Below are 22,435 nucleotides of genomic sequence, written 5' to 3' on the forward strand. Positions count from 1 at the left end.
GCCTTGCGTGAGGCTGATGAAAGGGTGGGTCCCGGGCATTTCCACGTGCCAGCTTCGCGCAAGCATCTGCCGCCAATCTAAAGGAGACGAATGGGCGCTCGCGCCCGTTTCTGAGATGCCGCCTCAGCGAAATTCCGGCCGAACCAGATCAGACGACGCCCGGCTTTTCGTCCCGTTCATCGCCAATGCTTGGAGCTTACAGACATGCAATCCGGTCTTTACGTTTCTCTGTCGTCGCAGATGGCGCTTGAAAAGCGCCTGAACACCATCGCCGACAACATGGCGAACGTGAACACCACGGGTTTTCGTGCCACCGAGGTGAAGTTCGACGAGATGGTGGCGGCCACCAAGAACAAGCTGAATACCAAGGTCGCCTTCGTTTCTCAGGGCAACGACTATCTGAACGAGCAGAACGGCGAGTTGCAGCACACCGGCAACATGCTTGATTTCGCCATCAAGGGCGATGCCTGGTTTGCGCTCGATACGCCGGCCGGCCGTGTGCTCACGAGGGACGGTCGCTTTACGCTCAAGGATACCGGCGAACTCGTTTCGATCCGCGGATATCCGGTTCTCGATGCCGGTGGCGCACCGATCCAGCTCGATACCAAGGGCGGCGAGCCGGCTGTCGGCTCCGACGGCATCATCTATCAGGGCGACCGCCAGGTCGGCTCCCTCGGCCTGTTCGAGGCCGATATCAGCAAGGGTTACCTGCGTTACGAAAACAGCGGCATCATGACGACCGACCAGCCGCGCGCCGTCGTCGACCGCTTCAATGTCGGTGTCGAGCAGGGTTATCTGGAAAATTCCAACGTCAACGCCATGCGCGAGATCACTCAGCTGATCGAAGTCAACCGTGCATTCGAAAGCATTTCCTCGCTGATGCGCGACAGCGAGGATTCGTTCAAGCAGGCCGTCCAGACGCTTGGGGGCAGCCGCTAAGCAATGAGCACAACGCTACTGTCCGAAGACGGCCTTTCTCCGAAGCTCGCGCATCTGGCGGGTCTCGTCGATCGATACGCATCGCCGGAATTCGCCGTCGCTCATGGCGGTCGCGTCCAGACCATCGCTGCCGGCCACTATACTGTTCGTGGTCTCTCCCGTCATGTTCGTCTCGGTGAATTCGTCGCGCATAAATCGGCGACCGGCATCCATCTCGGCGAGGTCGTGCGTGTCGAGCCGGAGCTGATCTATGTCTGCCCGATCGAACCCGGTGAGCCGATCGGCATCCATGACACGGTCATTCGCAAGGGCGCCTTCCGAATTTCGCCATCCGACAGCTGGTGCGGGCGGACGATCAATTCGCTGTGTGAGCCGATCGACGGGCTTGGTCCGATCGCCCAAGGTCTCGATCGCCGCTCGATTTCCAACGGCGCGCCACCCTCGATGACGCGTCAGCGCGTGGCGACCGGCTTCAAGACCGGCGTGCGCGCGATCGACATCTTTTCGCCGCTCTGCCTCGGCCAGCGTCTCGGCATCTTTGCCGGCTCCGGCGTCGGCAAGTCGACGCTTCTGTCCATGCTTGCCCGCGCCGACGCCTTCGACAAGGTGGTCATCGCGCTCGTCGGCGAACGCGGCCGCGAGGTGCGCGAATTCATCGAGGATACGCTCGGCAGCAATATGAAGAAGGCGATTGCCGTCGTCGCGACCAGCGACGAAAGCCCGATGCTGCGCAAGATGGCGCCGCTGACGGCGGTCACCATCGCCGAGCATTTCCGCGACAAGGGCGAGAACGTGCTCTTCATCGTCGACAGCGTCACCCGTTTCGCCCATGCGATCCGCGAGGTGGCGACCGCCTCCGGCGAACCGCCGATCGCCCGCGGTTATCCCGCCTCCGTTTTCACCGAGCTGCCGCGCCTGCTCGAACGCGCTGGTCCTGGCCCGGAGGGCGCCGGCACGATCACCGCCATCATCTCGATCCTCGTCGATGGCGACAATCACAACGACCCGATCGCCGATTCGACGCGCGGCATTCTCGACGGCCATATCGTCTTGCAGCGCAGTCTTGCCGAGGAAGGGCGCTATCCTCCGATCGATCCGCTCGCCTCGATCTCGCGTCTTGCCCGCAAGGCCTGGACGCCGGATCAGGAAAAGCTGGTGTCGCGATTGAAGGTGTTGATCCACCGCTTTGAGGAAACGAGGGACCTGCGGCTGATCGGCGGTTATCGCCAAGGCGCCGATCCTGATCTCGACATGGCGGTCAAGCAGGTCCCTATCATTTACGACGTCCTGAAACAGTCTCCAGGCGATCGCGACTCGGTCGACGCTTTTGCCGATCTCGCCGGCGCGCTCAAGGCTGCTGCCGGCATGGGCAATCAGGGCGCACCCATGCAGAGGAGATAATAGTGGCTGATTTCGATGATGAACGCATCGCTTCCCTGAAGCCGCGCGACAAGACCGCCACTCTGGATCGGTTTCTCACCTTCGCCGGCCTGGCGCTTGCCGGCGCCTCCGCCTTTTTCCCCTGGTACGTCTTCTTCAATGCCGACAAGTTCGGCATCAACGTCGCCACCAGCAGCAATTCGCGCGAACTGCCGGATTGGCCCGCCCGCAACGTCTTCAGCGTCTCACCGCTGGCCATGGTCAACAAGAACGAGGCAGCCAAGAAGGCTCCGCCGGTCGATCCGCTGACGACGGCGACGGTCTCCGATCTCGGCAAGCAGCGTGACGGCGCCGCGATGCTGGAAGACCAGCCTTTCCCGGGCAAGTCTTCCTTCCGCCTTCTGCATGTGTCCAACGGCCGAGCGCTGATCGAGGATCCCTCGGGCATGTATGTGGTGCGCATCGGCTCGGTCCTGCCCGACGAAAGCCGCCTGGCGATGATCGAGCAGCGCGAGGGCAAATGGGTGATCATCACCTCCAAGGGCGATATCTACAAGAACGATTGAACCTCTTCGCAAAGGCTGAAGACAAGAGGGCTCCCCCGCAAACCGGCAGGAGCCCTTTTCTCTGGCGGCCTTGGGCGAAGCGCCTCAATGGCCGGATTCCCGTAAGTCCCACGCAAGATTACCGCTCTAGGTTCCAGATAGTAAAAACGGAGAGTTCTCATGCAACCGATCCAACTTTTCGACTTGGCTTCGCGACAGGCGGAATGGCTGACGATCCGTCAGCAGGTTGTTGCCGGCAACATCGCGAATGCCAATACGCCGAAATTCCGCGCCAAAGACGTCACGCCCTTCGATGCCGTGCTGGACAGGTCTGACATCACCATGGCGCGCACCAATCCGGCGCACTTCAGCGGCAACGATTTCAGCGCAAGCGGCGATATCGACGTCAAGGAAGCGGCCCTCGACCAGGAGATCGGCATTCAGGAATCCGGCAACACCGTCGGTTTGGCCGAGGAGCTTTCCAAGTCGGGTGACATCAAGCGCCAATACGATCTGAACACCTCGCTGGTCAGCTCCTTCAATCGCATGATGTTGATGACGGTCAGGAAGTAAGTGTCATGGATCCGCTTTCCGCAGCTATGAAAATCGCCGGTTCGGGGCTCGAGGCGCAATCGACGCGCCTGCGCATCGTCTCGGAAAACATTGCGAACGCCCGCTCGACCGGTGACACGCCGGGCGCCGATCCCTATCGCCGCAAGACGATCACCTTCGGCCAGCAGATGGACCGCACCAGCGGCGTCGAGACCGTCAACGTCAAGAAGGTCGGTGTCGACGAAGGCGACTTCAGCACCGAATTCGACCCCAGCAATCCGGCGGCGGACGCCAAGGGCGTCGTCAAATTGCCGAACGTCAACATCCTGGTCGAGATGGCCGACATGCGTGAAGCCAATCGCTCCTATGATGCCAATCTGCAGACCATCAAGCAGACCCGCGACCTCATCTCGTCCACGATCGATCTTCTGAAGAGCCAATAATCAATGATCAGCAGCGTCCAGAATGTCAGCAATCTTTCGATGACCCGCGCGCTCGGCGCCGTCGACTCCGAAAATTCCGCCTCGTCCTCCGCAACAGCCATGCCGGGCACCGCAGGTGCGGCCAACGGCCTGAGCTTCGCCTCCGTCCTGGGCGGCATGGCGACCGACGCCGTCAACAGCCTGAAGGGTGCCGAAAGCATGTCCTTCGCCGGCATCAAGGGCACGGCGACGACCCGTGAAGTCGTCGATTCCATGCTCCAGGCCGAGCAGACGCTGCAGACCGCGATTGCCATCCGCGACAAGGTCGTTTCGGCCTTTCTCGAAGTCACCAAGATGCAGATGTAACTGATTTGAGGACGAACACATGAGAGCGCTCGCCATCGCAGCAACGGGCATGGATGCCCAGCAGACCAATCTGGAAGTCATCGCGAACAACATTGCGAACATCAACACGACGGGCTTCAAGCGGGCTCGCGCCGAGTTCACCGACCTTCTCTACCAGACCGAACGCGCCAAGGGCGTCGCCAACCGGGCCAACCAGGCCGTCGTTCCCGAAGGCGCCAATATCGGCCTCGGCGTCCAGACCTCCGCGGTCCGCAACCTGCATCTCCAGGGCGAACTCACGCAGACAGGCAACGATCTCGACGTGGCGCTGATCGGCAAGGGCTTCTTTCAGATCCAGTCGACCGATGGCACGACGCTCTATACTCGCGCCGGCGCTTTCAACAAGAATGACCAGGGCCAGCTCGTCACCATCGACGGCTATGAAGTCCTGCCTGGGATCACCATCCCTCAGGGTTCGACCGAACTGACCATCAGCCGCTCCGGCGAGGTCTCGGCCAAGCTGCCGGGCCAGACCGATCCGACCGTTCTCGGACAGCTGACGCTTGCCGATTTCGTCAACGAAGCGGGCCTTCAGCCGATCGGCGACAATCTCTTCCAGGAAACGCCGGCCTCGGGCGAGGCGGTCGTCGGCAACCCTGACGAGGAAGGCTTTGCCTATATGAAGCAGGGTTATCTGGAATCCTCGAACGTCGACCCGGTGAAGGAAATCACCGAGCTGATATCGGCTCAGCGTGCTTACGAAATGAATTCCAAGGTGATCACCACGGCTGATGAAATGGCCTCCATCGTCAGCAAGAACCTGAAGTAAAGGGAAGGGCCGAAACATGATGTTTTGCCGGGCAGGACGCATCTCAGGATGGGTGGCGGTAGCCACGATCGCAATCGCGGGCATCATCTTGCCCGTGAATGCGGATGCCGGCATGGGTTATGCCGTCGTCCCGACGACGATCATCTATCCCGGCGACACGTTGTCGGGCAGCCAGCTTCAGGAGGTTGAGGTCACCAACCCCAACCTCGCCGGCGATTATGCCAAATCGATTTCGCAGGTCGAAGGTCTGGTTTCCAAACGCACGCTGCTGCCGGGCCGTACGATCTCGGTTTCAGCGCTGCGCGAACCCTATACGGTGACGCGCGGCTCTTCGATCCGCCTGGTCTTCTCTCTCGGCGCAATGACGATCTCCGCCGCCGGCACGCCGCTTGAAGACGGTGCGACGGGGCAGGTGGTCCGTGCGCGTAATATGGATTCCGGCGTCATCGTCAGCGGCACGGTGCTTGCGGACGGCACGATCCATGTGAGGGCGAAATGAAATTGTTCTTCCGTATCGTCACCTTTGTTGCGGTTGTCGCCATGAGTTTGGCCGACGTGGCGCCCGCCTGGGCGCTGACGTCCCGCATCAAAGATATCGCTTCGCTTCAGGCCGGCCGCGATAACCAGCTGATCGGGTACGGTCTCATCGTCGGCCTGCAGGGAACCGGCGACGGCTTCCGTTCCTCCCCCTTCACCGAGCAGTCGATGCGGGCAATGCTCCAGAATCTCGGCATCTCGACACAGGGCGGCCAGTCCAACGCGAAGAACACCGCGGCCGTGATGGTCACCGCCAACCTGCCGCCCTTCGCAAGCCCCGGCAGCCGTCTCGATGTTACGGTGAGCTCGCTCGGGGATGCCACCTCGCTGCGCGGCGGCACGCTCGTCATGACCTCGCTTTCCGGTGCCGACGGCCAGATCTACGCTGTCGCTCAGGGCTCCGTTATCGTCTCCGGCTTTCAGGCGCAGGGCCAGGCGGCGACGGTGACCGAAGGCGTCACCACCGCCGGCCGCGTGCCCGGCGGCGCGATCATCGAACGCGAACTGCCGTCCCACTTCAAGGATTCAGTCAATCTCGTCCTACAGCTGCGCAATCCCGACTTCTCGACGGCGATCCGCATTGCCGACATCGTCAATGGCTATGCCTCCGCGCGCTTCGGCGGCCCGGTCGCCGAAGCCAAGGATTCGCAGGAAGTGGTGATCCAGAAACCGCGCACGGCCGATCTCACCCGGCTGATGGCCGACGTCGAAAACCTTATTGTCGAAACCGATACGCCGGCCAAGGTGGTTATCAACGAGCGCACCGGCACGATCGTCATCGGCTCCGATGTCCGCGTCTCGCCGGTCGCCGTCAGCTACGGCACTCTGACTGTTCAGGTCACCGAGACGCCGCAGATCATTCAGCCCGAGCCTTTCTCGCGCGGGCGGACTGCCGTTCAGCCGCAGACCGACATTGCGGCCGAGCAGACCGGTGGGCGCGTTGCCATCATCGACGGTCCCGACCTCAGGACCCTTGTCGCCGGCCTCAACAATATCGGCGTGAAACCGGATGGGATCATCGCCATTCTCCAGGGCATCAAGTCGGCGGGCGCCCTGCAGGCGGAGCTTGTGCTGCAATGATGACGATCCTGAATCCTGACATGACCGTGCTGCAGCTGCTGCGCCGCCTGGCGCTGCCGGCGGCCGGCCTCGTCCTTCTGTCGATCCCCGGCGCCTTCGCACAGGAGCATCCGGAGGGAGACATCACGTCTCAGGACGAGATCAAGCAATTCTGCACCAACATCGCCGATCCCGCCCGCGACCAGCGCTACCTGCTGCAGAAACAGGAGCTGGAAAGGCTCCGCGCCGACATCGACGCCCGGATGGAAGAGATGGACAAGCGCAAGGCCGAATACCAGGACTGGCTGAAGCGGCGCGACGATTTCCTCAAGCAGGCCGAAGCCGGCCTCACCGATATCTACAAGAAGATGAAGCCGGATGCGGCGGCACTGCAGCTGCAGGATATGAACATCGAAGTAGCGTCGGCCGTCATCATGCGGCTCGGCCCGCGCCAGTCGAGCCTCATCCTCAACGAGATGGACTCGAAGAAGGCCGCGGCTATCGCCAGCGTCATCGCCAGTGCGTCCGATCCCAATACGTCGAAGGATCCTTCATGAATATGCGTTTCCCGGCCGCGATCGCCGCCCTCGCACTCCTTGCGGGCTGCCAGTCTCCGACGGCAGTCAGCGAGATCGGCCGTGCGCCCGCCATGAGCCCGATCGGCAGCGGACTTGCCTATGGCCAGACCCCGCAGATGGCGCTCTATCCGAAGCAGCCGCGCGCCGTGGCGCAGGGCTATTCGCTCTGGAGCGATTCGCAGGCCGCGCTCTTTAAGGATGCACGCGCTTTGAACGTCGGCGACATTCTGACCGTCGACATCCAGATCAACGACAAGGCCTCCTTCGACAACGAGACCAACCGCAGCCGCACGAATTCGAGCGGCATGAACTGGGACATCAATGCCCAGATCTTCGGCTGGACGCCTGAATCCAAGACCGATCTGACCTATGGTTCCGACACCAGCACCGACGGCAAGGGCAAGATCGAGCGCACCGACAAGCTCACGCTTCTCGTTGCGGCCGTCGTCACCGGCATTCTCGAAAACGGTAACCTCGTCATCTCGGGTTCGCAGGAAGTCCGTCTGAACCAGGAGCTGCGCATCCTGAACGTCGCCGGTATCGTGCGTCCGCAGGACGTCAACGCCGACAACCAGATCTCTTACGACAAGATCGCCGAAGCCCGCATCTCCTATGGCGGCCGGGGTCGCCTGATGGAAGTGCAGCAGCCTCCGCGCGGCCAGCAGGCCGTCGATCTTTTCTCGCCGCTTTGAGGCCGAACGACGATGGCAGACGAAGACATAAGCGCAGGTCAATCGAAGAAGAAATCCGGCCTGCTGACGATCGTCGGCATTGCCGTCCTGACGCTTCTCGGCGCCGGCGGCGGCTGGGCGGTCGGCACGATCGTCGCGCCCGAGATCAAGGGCGCCAAGGAGGTAGAGCAGGCCAAGGAAGCCGATGCCAAGAAGAAGGCCGAGGAAGGCCTCGCGCGCATCTCGACCGAGGCCAACAACGTCGTCCAGCTCGAGCCGATTACATCGAACCTTGCCTACCCTTCGGAAAACTGGGTCCGACTCGAAGTCGCGCTGCTATTCAACGGGCCGCCCGACGTCAAGGTCGCCGAGGACATTCACCAGGATATCCTCGCCTATGTCAGGACGGTTTCCCTGCAGCAGATCGAGGGGCCGCGCGGCTTTCAATATCTCAAGGATGACATCCAGGAACGTGTTGACCTTCGCTCGCAAGGGCGGGTATCGAAGGTCATGTTCAGGACCTTTGTCATCGAATGATTCGTTTCATAGTTTTCCTTGCCGCCATGATGGTGGTACCGGAACTGGCGGTGGCACAGCAGCTGCCGACCGACTTGTTGAACGTGCCGGTCGATGGCTCCGTCGCCGCCTGGATCATCCGCACATTCGGCCTGCTGACCGTTCTTTCGGTCGCGCCGGGCATCCTGATCATGGTGACGAGCTTCCCGCGCTTCGTCATCGCCTTCTCGATCCTGCGCTCAGGGATGGGCATCTCCTCGACGCCTTCCAACATGATCCTGCTGTCGCTGTCGCTCTTCATGACCTTCTACGTCATGTCGCCGACTTTCGATCAGGCTTGGCAGAATGGCGTGCAGCCGCTGCTTGCCAACCAGATCAATGAGACCGAGGCGGTCCAGCGTATCGCCGAACCCTTCCGCACCTTCATGGCGGCCAATACCCGGGACAAGGATCTGGCGCTCTTCGTCGATCTTGCGCGCGAGCGCGGACAGAACATCCAGACGACCGATCCGATCGACTACCGCGTGCTGATCCCTGCCTTCATGATTTCGGAGATTCGTCGCGGTTTCGAGATCGGCTTTCTTGTCGTGCTGCCGTTCCTCGTCATCGACCTCATCGTTGCAACCATCACCATGGCGATGGGCATGATGATGCTGCCGCCGACGTCGATCTCGCTGCCTTTCAAGATTCTCTTTTTCGTGCTGATCGACGGCTGGAACCTGCTCGTCGGCAGCCTGGTGCGCTCGTTCAGCTGATCGGCTGAGCTCTCTATATTCGAAAAAAGAAAACCCCGCCGGATCCGCTCCGGCGGGGTTCATCATGCAGTCGAACCGTTACTCGGCCGCGAAAGGGGCCGTCCGCGAGGGCAACGCTGGAATATCCATGTGCTCGGGCGCCAGGCGCTGTTTCGCCCGTTCGGCCATGATTTCGTAGGCCTTCTCTAGGTGATGGCAGAAACGTTCGGCGTCGAACAGCGGCGCGATATAACGCTGCTCCTTCAGATGTGCCTTGTATTCGGCGATCCGCTCGGGATTCTGCGCCAGCTCGACGGCGAGATCCTCGTATGCCTGCAGGTCGCTTGCGACGAGATCGGGTAGATCGATCGCCCTGAGCAGGCTTTCGCTGACGCGCGAGGCGAAGTTGGTGCCCTTGACCGTCAAAACCGGCAGGCCGCCCCAGAGCTGCTCCGAGGTGGTCGTGTGACCGTTGACAGGGAAGGTGTCGATCCCAAGGTCAGCTGCCTGCTGGCGGCTGATGTGATCTTCGTAGGGCGCGCGCGGGCAGAAGATGATGCGCTTGGGCGCAATGCCGGCGGCCTGGAACTGCTTAAGCAGGTTCGCCTGGTTGCGCGGCGAATTGGCCATCAGCCAGAGCACGCTGTTCGGCGCGCGCTTGAGGATGCGGCACCAGCTGTTGACCACATCGGGCGTGATCTTGCGGTTGCCGTTGAAGGAGGCGAAGATGAAGGCCTCTTCCGGCAGGCCGAGTTGCTCGCGGGTGACCGGACGCGGCTTCGGGCGATGCATCGGATCGTTCGGCTGGTAGCTCTCCGGAAGCCGGCAGAATTTCTCGTGGAAGAATGGCTTGGCCACGTCGGGCAGCACCGAATGGTCGCCGATGACGTAGTCCAGGTCGATGTTGACGGTGCTGCCGGGAAAACCGAGCCATCCGACATGAACAGGTGCCAGCGGCAGGTTGAAGGCTGACGCGCGGCTGCCCGACGTATGACCCTTCAGATCGACCATGATGTCGATATTGTGCTCGCGTACGATTTCCAGCACCGCCTGGTCGGAGAAACCGTGAATGTCGACGATCCTGCCCCAGCGGCTGCGGTCGGTGTCGTTATGCTTCAGGTATTCGGGGCCTGTATGGCAGAAGAGCGTCACCTCGAACCTGTCCTTGTCGTGCAGTTCGAGAATGCGCTGCAGCAGCTTCATCGTCGCGTGGCGATCCCAGAAGTCCGATGACATATAGCCGATGCGGATCTTGTTTGACCATGTGTGCGGCTGATTGCGGCGGAACGCGACCCGTTCCTGGTTAAGCGGGGTCGTGCCGATCGTTGCATATCGGTTGAAATCTTCGTTGCCGCACCAGTGCAGATGATAGAATGGATTGTCCTTGCGCAGGATCTCCAGATCACCCTTTGCCAAGGCCTCGTCGATCACTGCCTGATGCTTGGCCGCCTCTTCGAAATCGTTGAATTCACGAGCGAATACAAGGTGAAGAAAGCGGAAGGCGTGATTGCCTGGAAAGCGCTTGAAGAGGTTGCGCGCAAGCGTCTGGTTGGTCGCGTCGTTGAGATCGTCGCTGAGCAGCAGGGCCGCCAGGCGCATGTGATCGGGGTTCATGCTTTCCGACAGAACCGTCTTGAACGGGCGGATGATATCTCGCTGCTGGCGCTTCAGATAGATCGCGGTGATGATGAAGGCGAGTTCGGGATCTTCCTGCGCCCTGCTGAGGTTGCGCATGGCGATCAGCAGCGCTTCGTCCTCGTGGCCGGTTTCGTAGTGCAGCTTGGCAGCCTGCTTCTGATATTCGTAGGCGTTCGGTCCTTCGCAATTGCCGGCCAGGCCATAGGCCTTCGCGGCATCGGCCTTGAAGCCGAGCTGCACGAGGTTCTTGGCCAGCAGCGCATAGGTCTTGGCGTCCTGCTGAGTATCGATGAGCTGGTTGAGCGTCGCCAAGGACTTTGTGTAGCGGCCCGCCTGGTAATCTTTGGATGCCGCAGAGAACGAAACTTTGCTGTTCAAAACCCAACTCCGTGAAGGAAATTTTCTGGCATGGCTGTCGATCGCCGGGCGCGCACGATCCGTCCTCCCAGGCAACGGGTGGATTGATCCGATGATGCTATCCCGGCACCTGCCACGTTGCCATTCGAAGCTTGCTTGAAACAGGTGCGCCTCATGAAGACACTGTCTCGCCCGAGAGAAAACGGCTTCTGTCACGATACGTTAGCATGCGAAGGGATAGATTCAGCCGGTATTAACTATGGAATGTAAGGCGCCGGAGCGGAGCCTCCATTTTTAAGAAGTTGGCAAGCATTGGCTGCGAGATTGCCCTGGACATGACGGGTTTGGGCCAAACAAGCAGGCGCCGAGTAGCATGAAGCTGGTCCGTCATCGCCGGTAATACAGTCCGGTATGTCCTCCTTTTTGTATCTAGTTTCCAGGGGACAGATTTATGACAAGCATTAACACGAATTCTTCCGCACAGGCCGCTCTCCAGACGCTGCGCAATGTCAACCAGGGCCTCAACAAGACGCAGAACCACGTTTCATCCGGTTATCGCGTCGAAAAGGCTTCCGACAACGCTGCTTACTGGTCGATCGCAACGACCATGCGTTCGGACAACAAGGCACTGTCGGCCGTTTCCGACGCCCTCGGCGTGGGTGCTGCGAAGGTCGATACCGCTTACACCGCCATGGACAGCGCCATCGACGTCGTCGGCGAAATCAAGGCCAAGCTGGTTGCCGCGACTGAAAACGGCGTCGACAAGGCCAAGGTGCAGGAAGAAATCGGTCAGTTGCAGCAGCAGCTCCTGAGCATCGCCCAGTCGGCTTCCTTCAACGGCGAGAACTGGGTTGCTGGCGCTGCCGGCACCAAGAGCGTCGTTTCCTCCTTCGTCCGCGACGGCTCGAACGCAGTATCGATCACCACGACCGATTACGTTCTCAACAGCGGTTCCGCCGGCAACGTTCTGTTCGGCATGAGCAACGGCACGGTCGAAACCTCCACGGGTATCCTCGGTACGTCGACGGGCGCGACCGGTTCTATCTACTCGATGAACATCACCAACTTCACCGCCGGTCAGATCCAGACGGCTCTGACCAACGTCGAATCGGCTCTGAAGTCGATGACCAGCGCCGGTGCCGCTCTCGGCTCGCTCTCCAGCCGCATCGACAGCCAGGAAGACTTCGTGTCGGCTCTCAGCGACTCGATCGACTCCGGTATCGGCCGTCTCGTCGACGCCGACATGGAAGAAGAATCGTCGAAACTCAGCGCCCTGCAGACCCAGCAGCAGCTGGCGATCCAGTCGCTGTCGATCGCGAACTCCTCTTCGCAGAACATCCTGTCGCTCTTCCGCTAAAGCGGTCGGCACAAGGCTTTCAAGTTTCGCGGCCGGGTCAGCCCCGGCCGCGAAATGTTTTAACATAAGGTTAATGAGCGTCCGTCTAAGTATCAGATATTTTTACGAAATTTCCATTTTTAATTTAGCTTTCCTTAACCATCTTGCTGTTTTCTAGGCCCATCGAAACGGCGAGTTAACCCTAACGAGAATGGTTAACAGGCATGATGCTGATCGCTGTGGGCCGGACGAAAATCCGGAATGTCCCTTTTTTAAGATCTGCCAATAAGGGGCAAACTTACTATGACGAGCATCAACACCAATAACGCTGCAATGGCAGCCCTTCAGACTCTGCGCGGGGTCAACCAGGGTCTCCAGACCACCCAGGCTCATGTTTCGTCCGGCTATCGTGTCGGCAAGGCTGCCGACAACGCTGCCTACTGGTCGATCGCAACGACCATGCGTTCGGACAACAAGGCACTGTCGGCTGTTTCCGACGCTCTCGGCCTCGGCGCTGCCAAGGTCGACACGGCTTACTCCGCAATGGACAGCGCCATCGACGTCGTCGGCGACATCAAGGCCAAGCTGGTTGCCGCGACTGAAAACGGCGTCGACAAAGCCAAGGTCCAGGAAGAAATCAGCCAGCTGCAGCAGCAGCTCCTGAGCGTCGCTCAGTCGGCTTCCTTCTCCGGTGAAAACTGGGTTGCCGGCGCTAACGGCACCAAGAACGTCGTTGCCTCCTTCGTCCGCGACGGCTCCAACGCCGTTTCGGTCGTGATGACCGACTATGTTCTCGACAACAGCTCCACGGGCAACGTCCTGTTCGGCATGAGCGCCGGCGCGGTTGAAACCTCCACGGGTATCCTCGGTACTTCGAACGGCGCAACCGGTTCCGTCTACGCGATGGACATCACCAACTTCACCCTGGGCCAGATCCAAACGGCTCTGACCAACGTTGAGTCGGCTCTGAAGTCCATGACCAGCGCCGGTGCTGCTCTCGGCTCGATCTCTAAGCGCATCGAGCTTCAGGAGAACTTCGTATCGGCTCTCAGCGACTCGATCGACTCCGGTATCGGCCGTCTCGTCGACGCCGACATGGAAGAAGAGTCCTCCAAACTCAGCGCCCTGCAGACCCAGCAGCAGCTCGCCGTCCAGTCCCTGTCGATTGCGAACTCCTCTTCGCAGACCATCCTGTCGCTCTTCCGCGGCTAATAAACGCCAGAAAATATGGCCCGCCGGTCTCCGGCGGGCACCTCTGCTCGAGCCGCGCTTCGATGAAGCGCGGCTTTCTTATTTTCGTTAACGATTGATTAACCATAATGTTGTCTTCTCAGCTCAACGAGACGGCGGGTTAACCGACATTAAAAACCGGTTAACAGGCATGAGGCTGATCCCCGTTCCCGGTAACATTCCGGAATGTCCCTTTTTCCCAGATGCCAACAAGGGGCAATCATTTCATGACCAGCATTTTGACGAACGTCGCGGCAATGGCCGCACTTCAGACACTCCGCGGAATCAACGACAGCCTCGAAGACACGCAGAACCACGTCTCGTCGGGTTACCGCGTCGAAAAGGCTGCCGACAACGCCGCTTACTGGTCGATCGCAACGACCATGCGTTCGGACAACAAGGCGCTTTCGGCCGTGTCCGACGCTCTTGGCCTCGGCGCCGCCAAGGTCGACACCGCCTACTCCGCCATGGACAGCGCCATCGACGTCATCAGCGAGATCAAGGCGAAGATCGTCGCCGCAACCGAAAAGGGCGTCGACAAGACCAAGGTCCAGGAGGAAATCGGTCAGTTGCAGCAGCAGCTGCTGAGCATCGCACAGTCGGCTTCCTTCTCCGGTGAAAACTGGGTCGCCGGCGCCGATGGCACCAAGAGCGTCGTGTCGACCTTTGTCCGCGACGGTAACGGCAATGTCTCGGTCAAGACGACCGACTACGTCCTGGACACGAGCTCCACGGGCAACGTTCTCTTCGGCATGACCTCGACCGGTACGATCGAGACGACCTCCGGCATCATCGGCACATCCTACGGCACGATCGGTTCGATCTACTCTATGGACATCAGCACCTTCGGTTCGGCTGAGATCTCCATGGCCCTGACCTCCATTGAGGCCGGCCTCGAAGCGATGACCAAGGCTGCATCGCAGCTCGGTTCAATTTCGACCCGTATCGAATTGCAGGAGAACTTCGTCGGAGCGCTCAGCGATTCGATCGACTCGGGCGTCGGCCGCCTCGTCGATGCCGACATGGAAGAGGAATCGAGCAAGCTGACGGCGTTGCAAACCCAGCAGCAGCTGGCGATCCAGTCGCTGTCGATCGCCAACTCCAGCGCGCAGAACATCCTCACGCTGTTCCGCAGCTAAATCAGCCGCTGAAGCTGGATCGAATCTTGCGCCGCCGATCGGCCGCAAGCAGGAAACCTTCCGGACCGCGCCCGAAACGGCGCGGTTCTTTGTTTTATATCAATAGCTTAACGTACGAGATAATCCGCTTGTCGCGCTCTTGGCGCCGCTCTTGCCCAACAAGTTGATATCGAGTTAACTTCGCCTTGAGTTGATTTGCTTTTGCGACGCGCCGGTGAAATTTCGCCGGAGGCATGAGGCCACTTCAGTCGCCGCCGGCAATCCGGCCTGCCCTTTCATCTTATTCCGAGACCCTGTCGATGACCGTTAAGATTACCAGCGCGGCCGCGGTGAATGCACTTGCGGTGCTGCGCAGCATCAACAAAGAAGCCAGTCAGACCCAGCAGCAAGTGTCTTCGGGCTATCGGATCGAGACGGCCGCAGACGATGCCTCCTACTGGTCGGTCGCCACTGTCATGCGCTCGGACAGCACCAATCTCGGCACGATCGGCGATGCGCTCGGTCTCGGGGCTGCCAAGGTGGATGCGACCTACACGGCAATGAATTCGGCGATCGATCTCGTCAGCCAGATCCGCGCCAAGCTGGTTGCGGCAAGAGAGCCCGGCACCGATAAGGACAAGATCAATGCCGAGATCAGCGAATATAAGGAGCAGCTGAAGACCGTTGTCGGGTCGACGTCGTTTGCAGGCGAGAACTGGTTGCTGAACAGTGACAAGGCAGCGCCGCCGACATGGTCGGTCATTTCAGGTTTCGTGCGCGCCTCGACGGGCGAATACCAGGCCCAGACCATCGACTTCCCTTCGTCGCAGACCATCCTCATCGACAAGAACAATGCGAGCGGCGGCCTGTTCACCAAGGCGATTGATGCCCAGGCGATCAACAACAGCGGCACGGGACCGCGGAACTATTACCTGCTGGACGCCGGGTCGACCACGCCGGCGACGGGCAGCGAGATCGCGATCGACAAGAACACCACTGACGCCCAGCTCGTCGACATGCTCGATGTGACCGACTCCCTGTTCTCCTCGCTGACGACGACGGCCGCCTCAATCGGTGTGATGAAGACGCGTATTGACGACCAGATCGACTACGCGGCCGATCTGTCGGATTCGATCGACAAGAGCGTCGGCGCGCTGGTCGATACCGATATGGATGAGGCCTCGATCCGCCAGAAGGCGATCGAAACTCAGAAGCAGATGGCTGTCGAAGCGATCTCGATCCTCAACACGGCGGCAAGCAAGATCCTCATTCTGCTGGAGTAGAGCTGGGCGCGATCACCAATGGCGGCGGCGCCATTCATCCTCGCGCAAGTTTGACTTCCTAGTTTCCGGCATGAAGGCATCGTCCGAAAATCATGCCGGCGCAAGGTCAAGCCCTTGTTCGCTGCGAAGGACATGTCGCGCGCAAGGTCATTTTGAACGGGGGCGGGCAAGCCGCACGTCTTCCGGATGCTGGATGGTTTCTATGAGCATTTCGCTTTCTCGGTATTTGAAGGACTTCGGCGAACCGAAGCCGTCAGCGCCGATCATCGATATCGACGATTTGGCCGGAGATGGTTTTCCGGAGACGCCGAGCGAACCTCCGGTCGACATCGAGGCGGAGCGGCGCGAGGCCTATGCGCAAGGCCATGCGGCGGCGACCGCTGATTTGACCGAGAAATACGAAAGCGAGGCGCGCGCTCTGGCCGAGGCCCATACGCGCGCGCTCGAGGAACTGAAGATTCGCTACGAAGTGGAGGCGGCCGCGGTCATTGCATCCCGCGTCCGCGATATCGCTGAAGAAGTCGCTCAGCTCGTCAGCGCCGGCGCGGCGATCGCCATTGCGCCCGTCGTGACGGAAGCGCTTGCGGCCAAGGCTGCCGAAAGTCTCGCCGCTCTGCTGCGTGAAGCAATTCTCGAAGGTGCAGCCGGACCGGTCGTTGTCAGAGGGCCGACCGGCCTTTTCGACATATTGAAAGCCGAGCTCGGCGAACATGCCACGGCGGTTCGGCACATCGAGGCCGAAGATGTCGATCTAGCCGTCGAAATCGGTGAGTCCGTCATCGTTACCCGTATGTCCGCCTGGGCGGCCAGCTTGAAGAAAGTTCTCGAATGAGCGACGGCGAAAACCATCACCACGGCAGAAACGAGATCATTATCGTCAAGCGGCATGGCGGCGGTGATCACGATGGTGCCCATGGCGGTGCGTGGAAAATTGCCTATGCCGACTTCATGACGGCGATGATGGCATTCTTCCTTGTCATGTGGCTGGTGAACGCCGCCAACGAGGAGACCAAGGCCGCGGTTGCGACCTATTTCAATCCGATCAAGCTTGCCGACGAAAAGCCGACCGAGAAAGGCCTGAAGAAGCCTGTCGACCATGCCGAGGGCGAGGAGAAGAAGGAAAAGTCGAAACAGAAGGAAGATAATCCGACCGAGGGTAAGTCCGCCGCCGATGGTGACGACCAGACATCGACCTCAGGCGACCAGACCAATTATTCCGAGGCCGATTTCTTCGAGAATCCCTATTCGGTTCTCGCCGAGATCGCCCAGGAGGTCGGCCAGCAGGCCAATGTCAGCGCCAAGGGCGATGGCGGCGCGGCCGATTCCGGCCCTGCCACCGGCGCCGATGGCGGGCAAGCCTATCGCGATCCCTTCGATCCGGATTTCTGGACGAAGCAGGTCGAGGTGACAACGGCCGGAAAACCCTTGCCGCCCGGCAAGAGCGAGGAGCAGCCGACCGAGAGCGAGACGACGGAGATCGCCAAGGCCGAGGATATGAAGCCGGTGCCTTTGGCGACCGATCAGAAGCCCGCTAAGGAAGCCCCTGCTAAGGAAGCCAAGGAAATGAAGGGCGCCGCAGAGGCCAAGGACGGCAAGGTGACGGAGGGCAAAGCGGTCGAGGAGAAGAAGGCGGAAGCTCGGAAGGACGCCGAGCATCAGAAGGAAGTTGACCAGAGCGCGGCTGAGCCCGAGCAGCAGAAGAAGGAAGCTGAACAGCTTCAAGCGCAGATCTCCCAACAGATCGGCGGTGTTGCCGGCAAGCTCGCGGAAGGCCTGACAGTGACGGCGGCCGAAGGCGGCCTGCTGGTCAGCATCTCCGACCAGAACGATGATTCGATGTTCAATATCGGTTCGGCTGTTCCGCGCCAGGAGATGGTGCTCGCCATGGAAAAGATCGGGACGATCCTGAAGGAGAGGGGTGGCGCAGTCGCCATCCGCGGCCACACCGACGGGCGCCAATACAAGGGTGGGCAGAACGAGAACTGGCGGCTTTCGATGGATCGCGCCCAGAGCGCCTATTACATGCTCGTGCGCGGCGGACTGGACGAGACGCGCGTCTCCCAGGTCTCCGGTTTCGCCGACCGTCGGCTGAAGCTCCCCGCCGACCCGTTCAATGCGGTCAACCGCCGGATCGAGATCCTGGTGCAGGCGGAATAGGGATAGTCGGATGGCGCGTCGGCAGCATCGCTATGTCGGATTTATGGCCCTCGGCCTGGCGATGCTTTCGCCTGCCGCAGGCAAAGCGCAGGATCCGGACGATCTTGCGCCGTACAAGATGCTGCGGTCGCTGCAGTTCGTGCAGGATTCCGTCGTCGCCGGCGATCATTCGGCCGGCGAAATGCAGCGCTTCATGCTGGGCACCATCGACGAGCGGCTGCGAACGGCCAATACAAAGATTTTCGATGATGACCGCAATGTCGATGCGGCGCTGATCTATACAATGAGCGGCGGCAATCCCCAGACGCTCGAATATCTGATCGCCCATGACGTCGACGGCTATTTCGATAACCGCGTCACCGATGTGCTGCGCAAATATCTGACCGGCAAGGGGCTGCTCGTCGCCAAGACGCTGGAGGAAACCGCCAGGGAATATCGCGACAAGAAGATCGGTCCATACCTGGCGCTGATCGGCGGCAACGTGCTGATCGCCACGAAACCGACAGATGCGCTTGATCTCTACGACCAGGCACGCCTTGCCGCGCCGGGCACAATCGTCGAGGAGGCAGCCTTGCGCCGTTCCCTCGCCATCTGCGTCGACAAGCGAATGCTCGACAAGGGGTTCGCCTATTCGCAGCGTTATGCCAGGCGCTTCCTGCATTCGCCCTATGCCAGTCAGTTCGCCGATCTTTTCGTCAAGCTCGTCGTCGCCCATGATCACGATGTGAAACCGCAGGATGTCGTCGATATCCTCTCATTCATGGATGCCCCGCGCCAGCGCGAGGTCTATCTGCGCATCGCCCGCGCTGCGGCGATAGCGGGCAAGCCCGAGCTGGCGCGCATGGCGGTCGAACATGTGCAGTTGCTTGGCGCGGGCACCGATAATGCCTTCGGCCCGCTCGCAGATTTTTATGGCGGCATGGCCGGCCTTCCCACGGAGGAGATCGACCAGGCGGCAAAGAATGTCAGCGGCATCGACGGCGAAAGGCTTTCGCCGCGGGATCAGGCGCTGCAGGCGGCGGCGCGCTCCGTTGCCGAGCAGATCCTGCGTGCGCCGGATCCGGCAAGCTTGACGCAAGCATCCAATCCTAACACTTCTCATCAAGAAATCACTTCTGAAAAGGCTGCGGCGATAGCCACGCAACCGGGGACGCCAGGCGCGCCTCCCGAGCCTGTTCCAGGAGGTGTGGCATCGACTGGCCAGAGCCAGGATACCGACTCCTCATTCAACGCATTTGTGACGACCAGCCGATCCAAGCTCGACGAGATCGATGGTCTTCTGGCGCAGGAAGGCAACGAACAATGATGGACTTGAGCGTCTCGGGCGGAGCCTCTGGTGCGGAGGCGGCTGCGGCCGCGAAATCTGCAAAGGCTGCAAAGGGGGATGCCGCCGGTCAGCAGGGCGGCTTCTCCGATGTGCTTGCTGAGACAGGCGGCAGCGCCGTCGACGGCGCGCCGGACGATGCACAGCCGGATCAGAGTGTCGCCAATGGCGATCCAGGGAAGGTGGCGCGGACGATCCGCAGCCGCAGCGGCGCCAGACCGCTGATCGATCTCAGCGACGCCGCACTGAAGGCACAGGCCGAAGTGCAGCCAGAAACGGTCGCCAATGCCGAAAAGGTGGCCGCAAAGATGGCGAAGGATGGGCTCAAATTGCCGGCCGGCGTCGGCAAGCCCGATCCCAAGGATCAGTCCGCCGACGAGGCCACGCAGGAGGCCAAGGGCGTCAAGCGCGTCAAGACGGACATCTCGAAAACAGATGCGGATACGGACGGTGGGGCCGAGGACGGCGGCATCTCCGATGTGCTCGGCCTGCTGAAGCAGGAGCCCGCCGATGGCACGGTCGCTTCACCGGCCGCCGCAGCCGCCCATCAAGCCTTCACCAAGACCGACGAGGCCGGATCTGCCGAGAAGACGACCGCTGGTATCGACGCCAAAACGAGCGGGCACGCATCCGACGCCCTGGCGGTTGTCAGCGGCAATGTCGAAAGCGTCAAGTCTGATGATATCAAGGTTCCCGGCGCCGAGAATACCGAAGCCGCCGACGGCCGGACGTTCCGGATCAGTCGCGCCGACGGCCGCGGCGTTTCGATGGACGTTCACCTCGGCGCGGAACAGGCCGGGTCCAAGGACGGTGCGAAGAAGACCGATCTCGAGAATGTCTCGGTCCTCGAATCGCGCCGCTATATCGGCCTGGCGCAGAATACCAATTCCGCTGCGGTCGCCGCCGCTCTCTCCGGTGATTCCGAATGGGCGCGCGCCATGCAGCCGAGTTCGGCGCTCTCCAACGCGGCGGAATGGACGAGCACCGGCAAGGTGGTCAATACGCTGAAGATCCAGATGAACCCGATCGATCTTGGCCTGGTGACGGCAACCATGCGCCTGGCCGGCGACGCCCTGAACGTCGACCTTAAGGTCGAAACCGGCGCCGCCTACCGGCAGCTGAAGGAAGATCACGGCAAGATTCTCGAAGCGCTGCGCAGCCAGGGCTATGCGGTCGACAACGTCACCATCAGCATGGCCCCCGTCGAGCGATCCGACGCCGGCAACCAGGCCGGCAGCCAGGGGCAGGCCTCCCAGCAGCAGTCGCTGCCTCAGCAAGGGCAGGGCGGCGAGGCGCGCGAGCGCCACAATCAGATGGCGCAGCGGACGAATGGAGGCTTCAATGGCGCAGGCGAGACCGGTATCGAAGACGTCGCTGCTGGCGGTGCTCGCAGCAGCGGCGCTGGCGGCGTTTACCTCTGAGGCAGCCGCTTCCACCGGTGCCTGCGAACGCGAAATCCAGTCGGCTGCGGTCAAATACGGTATCCCGGAAGGCATCCTCTATTCGGTCGGCCTGACGGAGACCGGCCGCAGGGGCTCCCTCTATCCCTATGCCATGAACGTCGAAGGCAAGGCGATTTTTCCGCCCTCGGAACAGGATGCGATGAGGCAGTTCGATGTGGCCCGCAGAAGCGGGGCGAAGCTCATCGACATCGGATGCATGCAGATCAATCACTATTATCACGGCGAGAATTTCCCCTCCGCCGAAGATATGTTCGATCCGCATCGCAATGTGGAATATGCGGCGAGGTTTCTCCGCAATCTGCACGACCGTCATGAGACCTGGACGATGGCGGTAGCAAGATACCACGCGGGGCCGAATAACAATCCCGCGCAGAAGCAGTATGTCTGCCGCGTTATCGCCAATTTGGTGGCGACCGGCTATGGCAAGTGGACTCCCAATGCGAGTAACTTCTGCCAGAATTAATTCAACCAGAGAGAGAATTGCCAAATTGTGACAGAACTGTGTCGCAATGTGGCAGGAATCCGGCGCTAAACCGGTACGCAAGTCACAATTAGCCGAGCGTTAACTTTTCCACGAAACTTTTGTGTGGATATCTGGGCGTAGCCACTAGATGTAGATCAAATCGCCACGCGGATCTTAATCAATTATTAATTTCCGCCATTCACTTTATCGAGTTGTCGCCGATTCGCGCGATTCGTACCCATAGATCATCGAAGTGCCACACTGATTCGGAGGCGGACGAATGATCGTAGTGGTTGATGAGCGTGAGCTCGTAAAAGACGGATACACATCCCTGTTTGGCCGGGAGGGCATTCCCTCCACCGGCTTTGATCCATCGGAATTCGGCGAGTGGGTGCAGACCGCCGCCGATTCGGATATTGCGGCGGTCGAGGCCTTCCTGATCGGTCAGGGCCAGCGCAGCTTCGAATTGCCCCGGGCGATCCGGGACCGTTCGATGGCGCCGGTGATCGCGGTCAGCGACCAGCCCTCGCTTGAAAACACCCTTGCGCTTTTCGATTGCGGCGTCGACGACGTGGTGCGCAAACCGGTCCATCCGCGCGAAATTCTTGCCAGAGCGGCCGCGATCCGGCGCCGGCTGAAGGCGATCGCCAACTACACCGATATCGGTGGCATCCGCGTCTTCTCGGATGGCCGTGACCCCGAAATCAACGGCGAGGTCTTTGCGCTTCCCCGGCGCGAGCGCCGCATCCTCGAATATTTGATCGCCAACCGCGGTCGCCGGGTCACCAAGACCCAGATCTTCAACGCCATCTACGGCATCTTCGATGAAGAGGTCGAGGAGAACGTCGTCGAAAGCCACATCTCGAAGCTGCGCAAGAAGCTGCGCAAGAAGCTCGGCGTCGATCCGGTCGATTCCAAGCGCTTCCTCGGCTACTGCATCGATTGGGCCTGATTTTTCC

At 60.6% G+C, this 22,435-nt stretch carries 24 protein-coding genes; 23 read left to right on the plus strand and 1 reads right to left on the minus strand.

The genetic code is table 11. From position 1 onward, the window contains the following. Window positions 1-204 precede the first annotated feature (204 nt). The 13 genes from flgF to fliP all read left to right on the plus strand — a co-directional run bounded on the left by flgF (window position 205) and on the right by fliP (window position 9,128). The gene (gene flgF, locus PH551_RS13990; protein WP_285193450.1) at window positions 205-939 is read left to right on the plus strand and encodes a flagellar basal-body rod protein FlgF; all 735 of its coding nucleotides are present in this window, start codon (window positions 205-207) and stop codon (window positions 937-939) included. A gap of 3 nt (window positions 940-942) precedes the next feature. Continuing rightward, entirely contained in the window at window positions 943-2,340 is a 1,398-nt protein-coding gene (gene fliI, locus PH551_RS13995) for a flagellar protein export ATPase FliI (protein ID WP_285193451.1), read from the plus strand. Window positions 2,341-2,342: 2 nt separating this feature from the next. Continuing rightward, entirely contained in the window at window positions 2,343-2,885 is a 543-nt protein-coding gene (locus PH551_RS14000) for a flagellar protein (RefSeq protein WP_097600327.1), read from the plus strand. A 159-nt stretch (window positions 2,886-3,044) separates the two neighbouring features. After that, window positions 3,045-3,437, plus strand: coding sequence for a flagellar basal body rod protein FlgB (gene flgB, locus PH551_RS14005; protein WP_085776953.1), 393 nt, complete (start codon window positions 3,045-3,047; stop codon window positions 3,435-3,437). Between the two features lie 5 nt (window positions 3,438-3,442). Then, complete coding sequence (gene flgC / locus PH551_RS14010) at window positions 3,443-3,859, plus strand: flagellar basal body rod protein FlgC (protein WP_064693821.1); 417 nt, start codon at window positions 3,443-3,445, stop codon at window positions 3,857-3,859. A gap of 3 nt (window positions 3,860-3,862) precedes the next feature. Beyond that, window positions 3,863-4,204 carry a flagellar hook-basal body complex protein FliE gene (gene fliE / locus PH551_RS14015; RefSeq protein ID WP_097600328.1) on the plus strand — a complete coding sequence of 114 codons (342 nt, stop codon included), beginning with the start codon at window positions 3,863-3,865 and terminating at the stop codon, window positions 4,202-4,204. Window positions 4,205-4,223: 19 nt separating this feature from the next. Beyond that, window positions 4,224-5,012: a flagellar basal-body rod protein FlgG gene (gene flgG / locus PH551_RS14020; protein ID WP_011424026.1), complete on the plus strand. Its 789-nt coding sequence runs from the start codon at window positions 4,224-4,226 to the stop codon at window positions 5,010-5,012. Window positions 5,013-5,028: 16 nt separating this feature from the next. Then, on the plus strand, window positions 5,029-5,511 hold the full coding sequence (gene flgA / locus PH551_RS14025; protein ID WP_085776955.1) for a flagellar basal body P-ring formation chaperone FlgA: 483 nt from the start codon (window positions 5,029-5,031) through the stop codon (window positions 5,509-5,511). After that, window positions 5,508-6,629 (plus strand): flagellar basal body P-ring protein FlgI, encoded by a 1,122-nt coding sequence (locus PH551_RS14030; protein WP_085776956.1) that lies wholly within the window; start codon window positions 5,508-5,510, stop codon window positions 6,627-6,629. Before flgA ends, PH551_RS14030 begins: the two co-directional genes overlap by 4 nt. Beyond that, entirely contained in the window at window positions 6,626-7,165 is a 540-nt protein-coding gene (locus PH551_RS14035; RefSeq protein ID WP_085776957.1) for a MotE family protein, read from the plus strand. The genes PH551_RS14030 and PH551_RS14035 overlap by 4 nt, the downstream gene beginning before the upstream one ends. Continuing rightward, window positions 7,162-7,878 carry a flagellar basal body L-ring protein FlgH gene (gene flgH, locus PH551_RS14040; RefSeq protein WP_085776958.1) on the plus strand — a complete coding sequence of 239 codons (717 nt, stop codon included), beginning with the start codon at window positions 7,162-7,164 and terminating at the stop codon, window positions 7,876-7,878. Before PH551_RS14035 ends, flgH begins: the two co-directional genes overlap by 4 nt. Window positions 7,879-7,890: 12 nt before the next feature. After that, window positions 7,891-8,394: a flagellar basal body-associated FliL family protein gene (locus PH551_RS14045; RefSeq protein ID WP_285193452.1), complete on the plus strand. Its 504-nt coding sequence runs from the start codon at window positions 7,891-7,893 to the stop codon at window positions 8,392-8,394. Then, window positions 8,391-9,128 (plus strand): flagellar type III secretion system pore protein FliP, encoded by a 738-nt coding sequence (gene fliP, locus PH551_RS14050; RefSeq protein WP_085776960.1) that lies wholly within the window; start codon window positions 8,391-8,393, stop codon window positions 9,126-9,128. Before PH551_RS14045 ends, fliP begins: the two co-directional genes overlap by 4 nt. 78 nt (window positions 9,129-9,206) lie before the next feature. On the opposite strand, the gene PH551_RS14055 is transcribed toward fliP, so the two are convergent. Next, on the minus strand, window positions 9,207-11,123 hold the full coding sequence (locus tag PH551_RS14055) for an O-linked N-acetylglucosamine transferase, SPINDLY family protein (RefSeq protein ID WP_285193453.1): 1,917 nt from the start codon (window positions 11,121-11,123) through the stop codon (window positions 9,207-9,209). Window positions 11,124-11,553: 430 nt separating this feature from the next. Here PH551_RS14055 and PH551_RS14060 point away from each other — a divergent pair, with 430 nt between their 5' ends. From PH551_RS14060 to rem, 10 genes are all read left to right on the plus strand, one after another. Further along, a complete protein-coding gene (locus PH551_RS14060; RefSeq protein ID WP_085776962.1) occupies window positions 11,554-12,459 on the plus strand; it encodes a flagellin N-terminal helical domain-containing protein in 906 nt (301 codons plus the stop codon). Window positions 12,460-12,741: 282 nt separating this feature from the next. After that, window positions 12,742-13,650, plus strand: a complete 909-nt coding sequence (locus tag PH551_RS14065) for a flagellin N-terminal helical domain-containing protein (RefSeq protein WP_085776963.1) — start codon at window positions 12,742-12,744, stop codon at window positions 13,648-13,650. 245 nt (window positions 13,651-13,895) lie between these two features. After that, entirely contained in the window at window positions 13,896-14,807 is a 912-nt protein-coding gene (locus tag PH551_RS14070) for a flagellin N-terminal helical domain-containing protein (RefSeq protein ID WP_085776964.1), read from the plus strand. 299 nt (window positions 14,808-15,106) lie between these two features. Next, window positions 15,107-16,069: a flagellin N-terminal helical domain-containing protein gene (locus PH551_RS14075; protein WP_285193455.1), complete on the plus strand. Its 963-nt coding sequence runs from the start codon at window positions 15,107-15,109 to the stop codon at window positions 16,067-16,069. A 202-nt stretch (window positions 16,070-16,271) separates the two neighbouring features. Beyond that, complete coding sequence (locus tag PH551_RS14080; protein ID WP_085776966.1) at window positions 16,272-16,901, plus strand: hypothetical protein; 630 nt, start codon at window positions 16,272-16,274, stop codon at window positions 16,899-16,901. After that, entirely contained in the window at window positions 16,898-18,226 is a 1,329-nt protein-coding gene (locus PH551_RS14085) for a MotB family protein (RefSeq protein WP_285193456.1), read from the plus strand. The genes PH551_RS14080 and PH551_RS14085 overlap by 4 nt, the downstream gene beginning before the upstream one ends. 10 nt (window positions 18,227-18,236) lie before the next feature. Next, window positions 18,237-19,532, plus strand: coding sequence for a chemotaxis protein MotC (gene motC, locus PH551_RS14090; RefSeq protein WP_285193457.1), 1,296 nt, complete (start codon window positions 18,237-18,239; stop codon window positions 19,530-19,532). Next, complete coding sequence (gene fliK, locus PH551_RS14095) at window positions 19,529-20,971, plus strand: flagellar hook-length control protein FliK (RefSeq protein WP_285193458.1); 1,443 nt, start codon at window positions 19,529-19,531, stop codon at window positions 20,969-20,971. Before motC ends, fliK begins: the two co-directional genes overlap by 4 nt. Continuing rightward, window positions 20,892-21,476: a lytic transglycosylase domain-containing protein gene (locus PH551_RS14100; protein WP_285193459.1), complete on the plus strand. Its 585-nt coding sequence runs from the start codon at window positions 20,892-20,894 to the stop codon at window positions 21,474-21,476. The genes fliK and PH551_RS14100 overlap by 80 nt, the downstream gene beginning before the upstream one ends. Before the next feature lie 280 nt (window positions 21,477-21,756). Then, a complete protein-coding gene (gene rem / locus PH551_RS14105; protein WP_064709879.1) occupies window positions 21,757-22,428 on the plus strand; it encodes a transcriptional activator Rem in 672 nt (223 codons plus the stop codon). Window positions 22,429-22,435: the final 7 nt, after the last annotated feature.

Origin of the sequence: Rhizobium atlanticum, assembly GCF_030182485.1 — a bacterium.
In the GTDB taxonomy this organism is placed as follows: Bacteria; Pseudomonadota; Alphaproteobacteria; order Rhizobiales; family Rhizobiaceae; genus Rhizobium.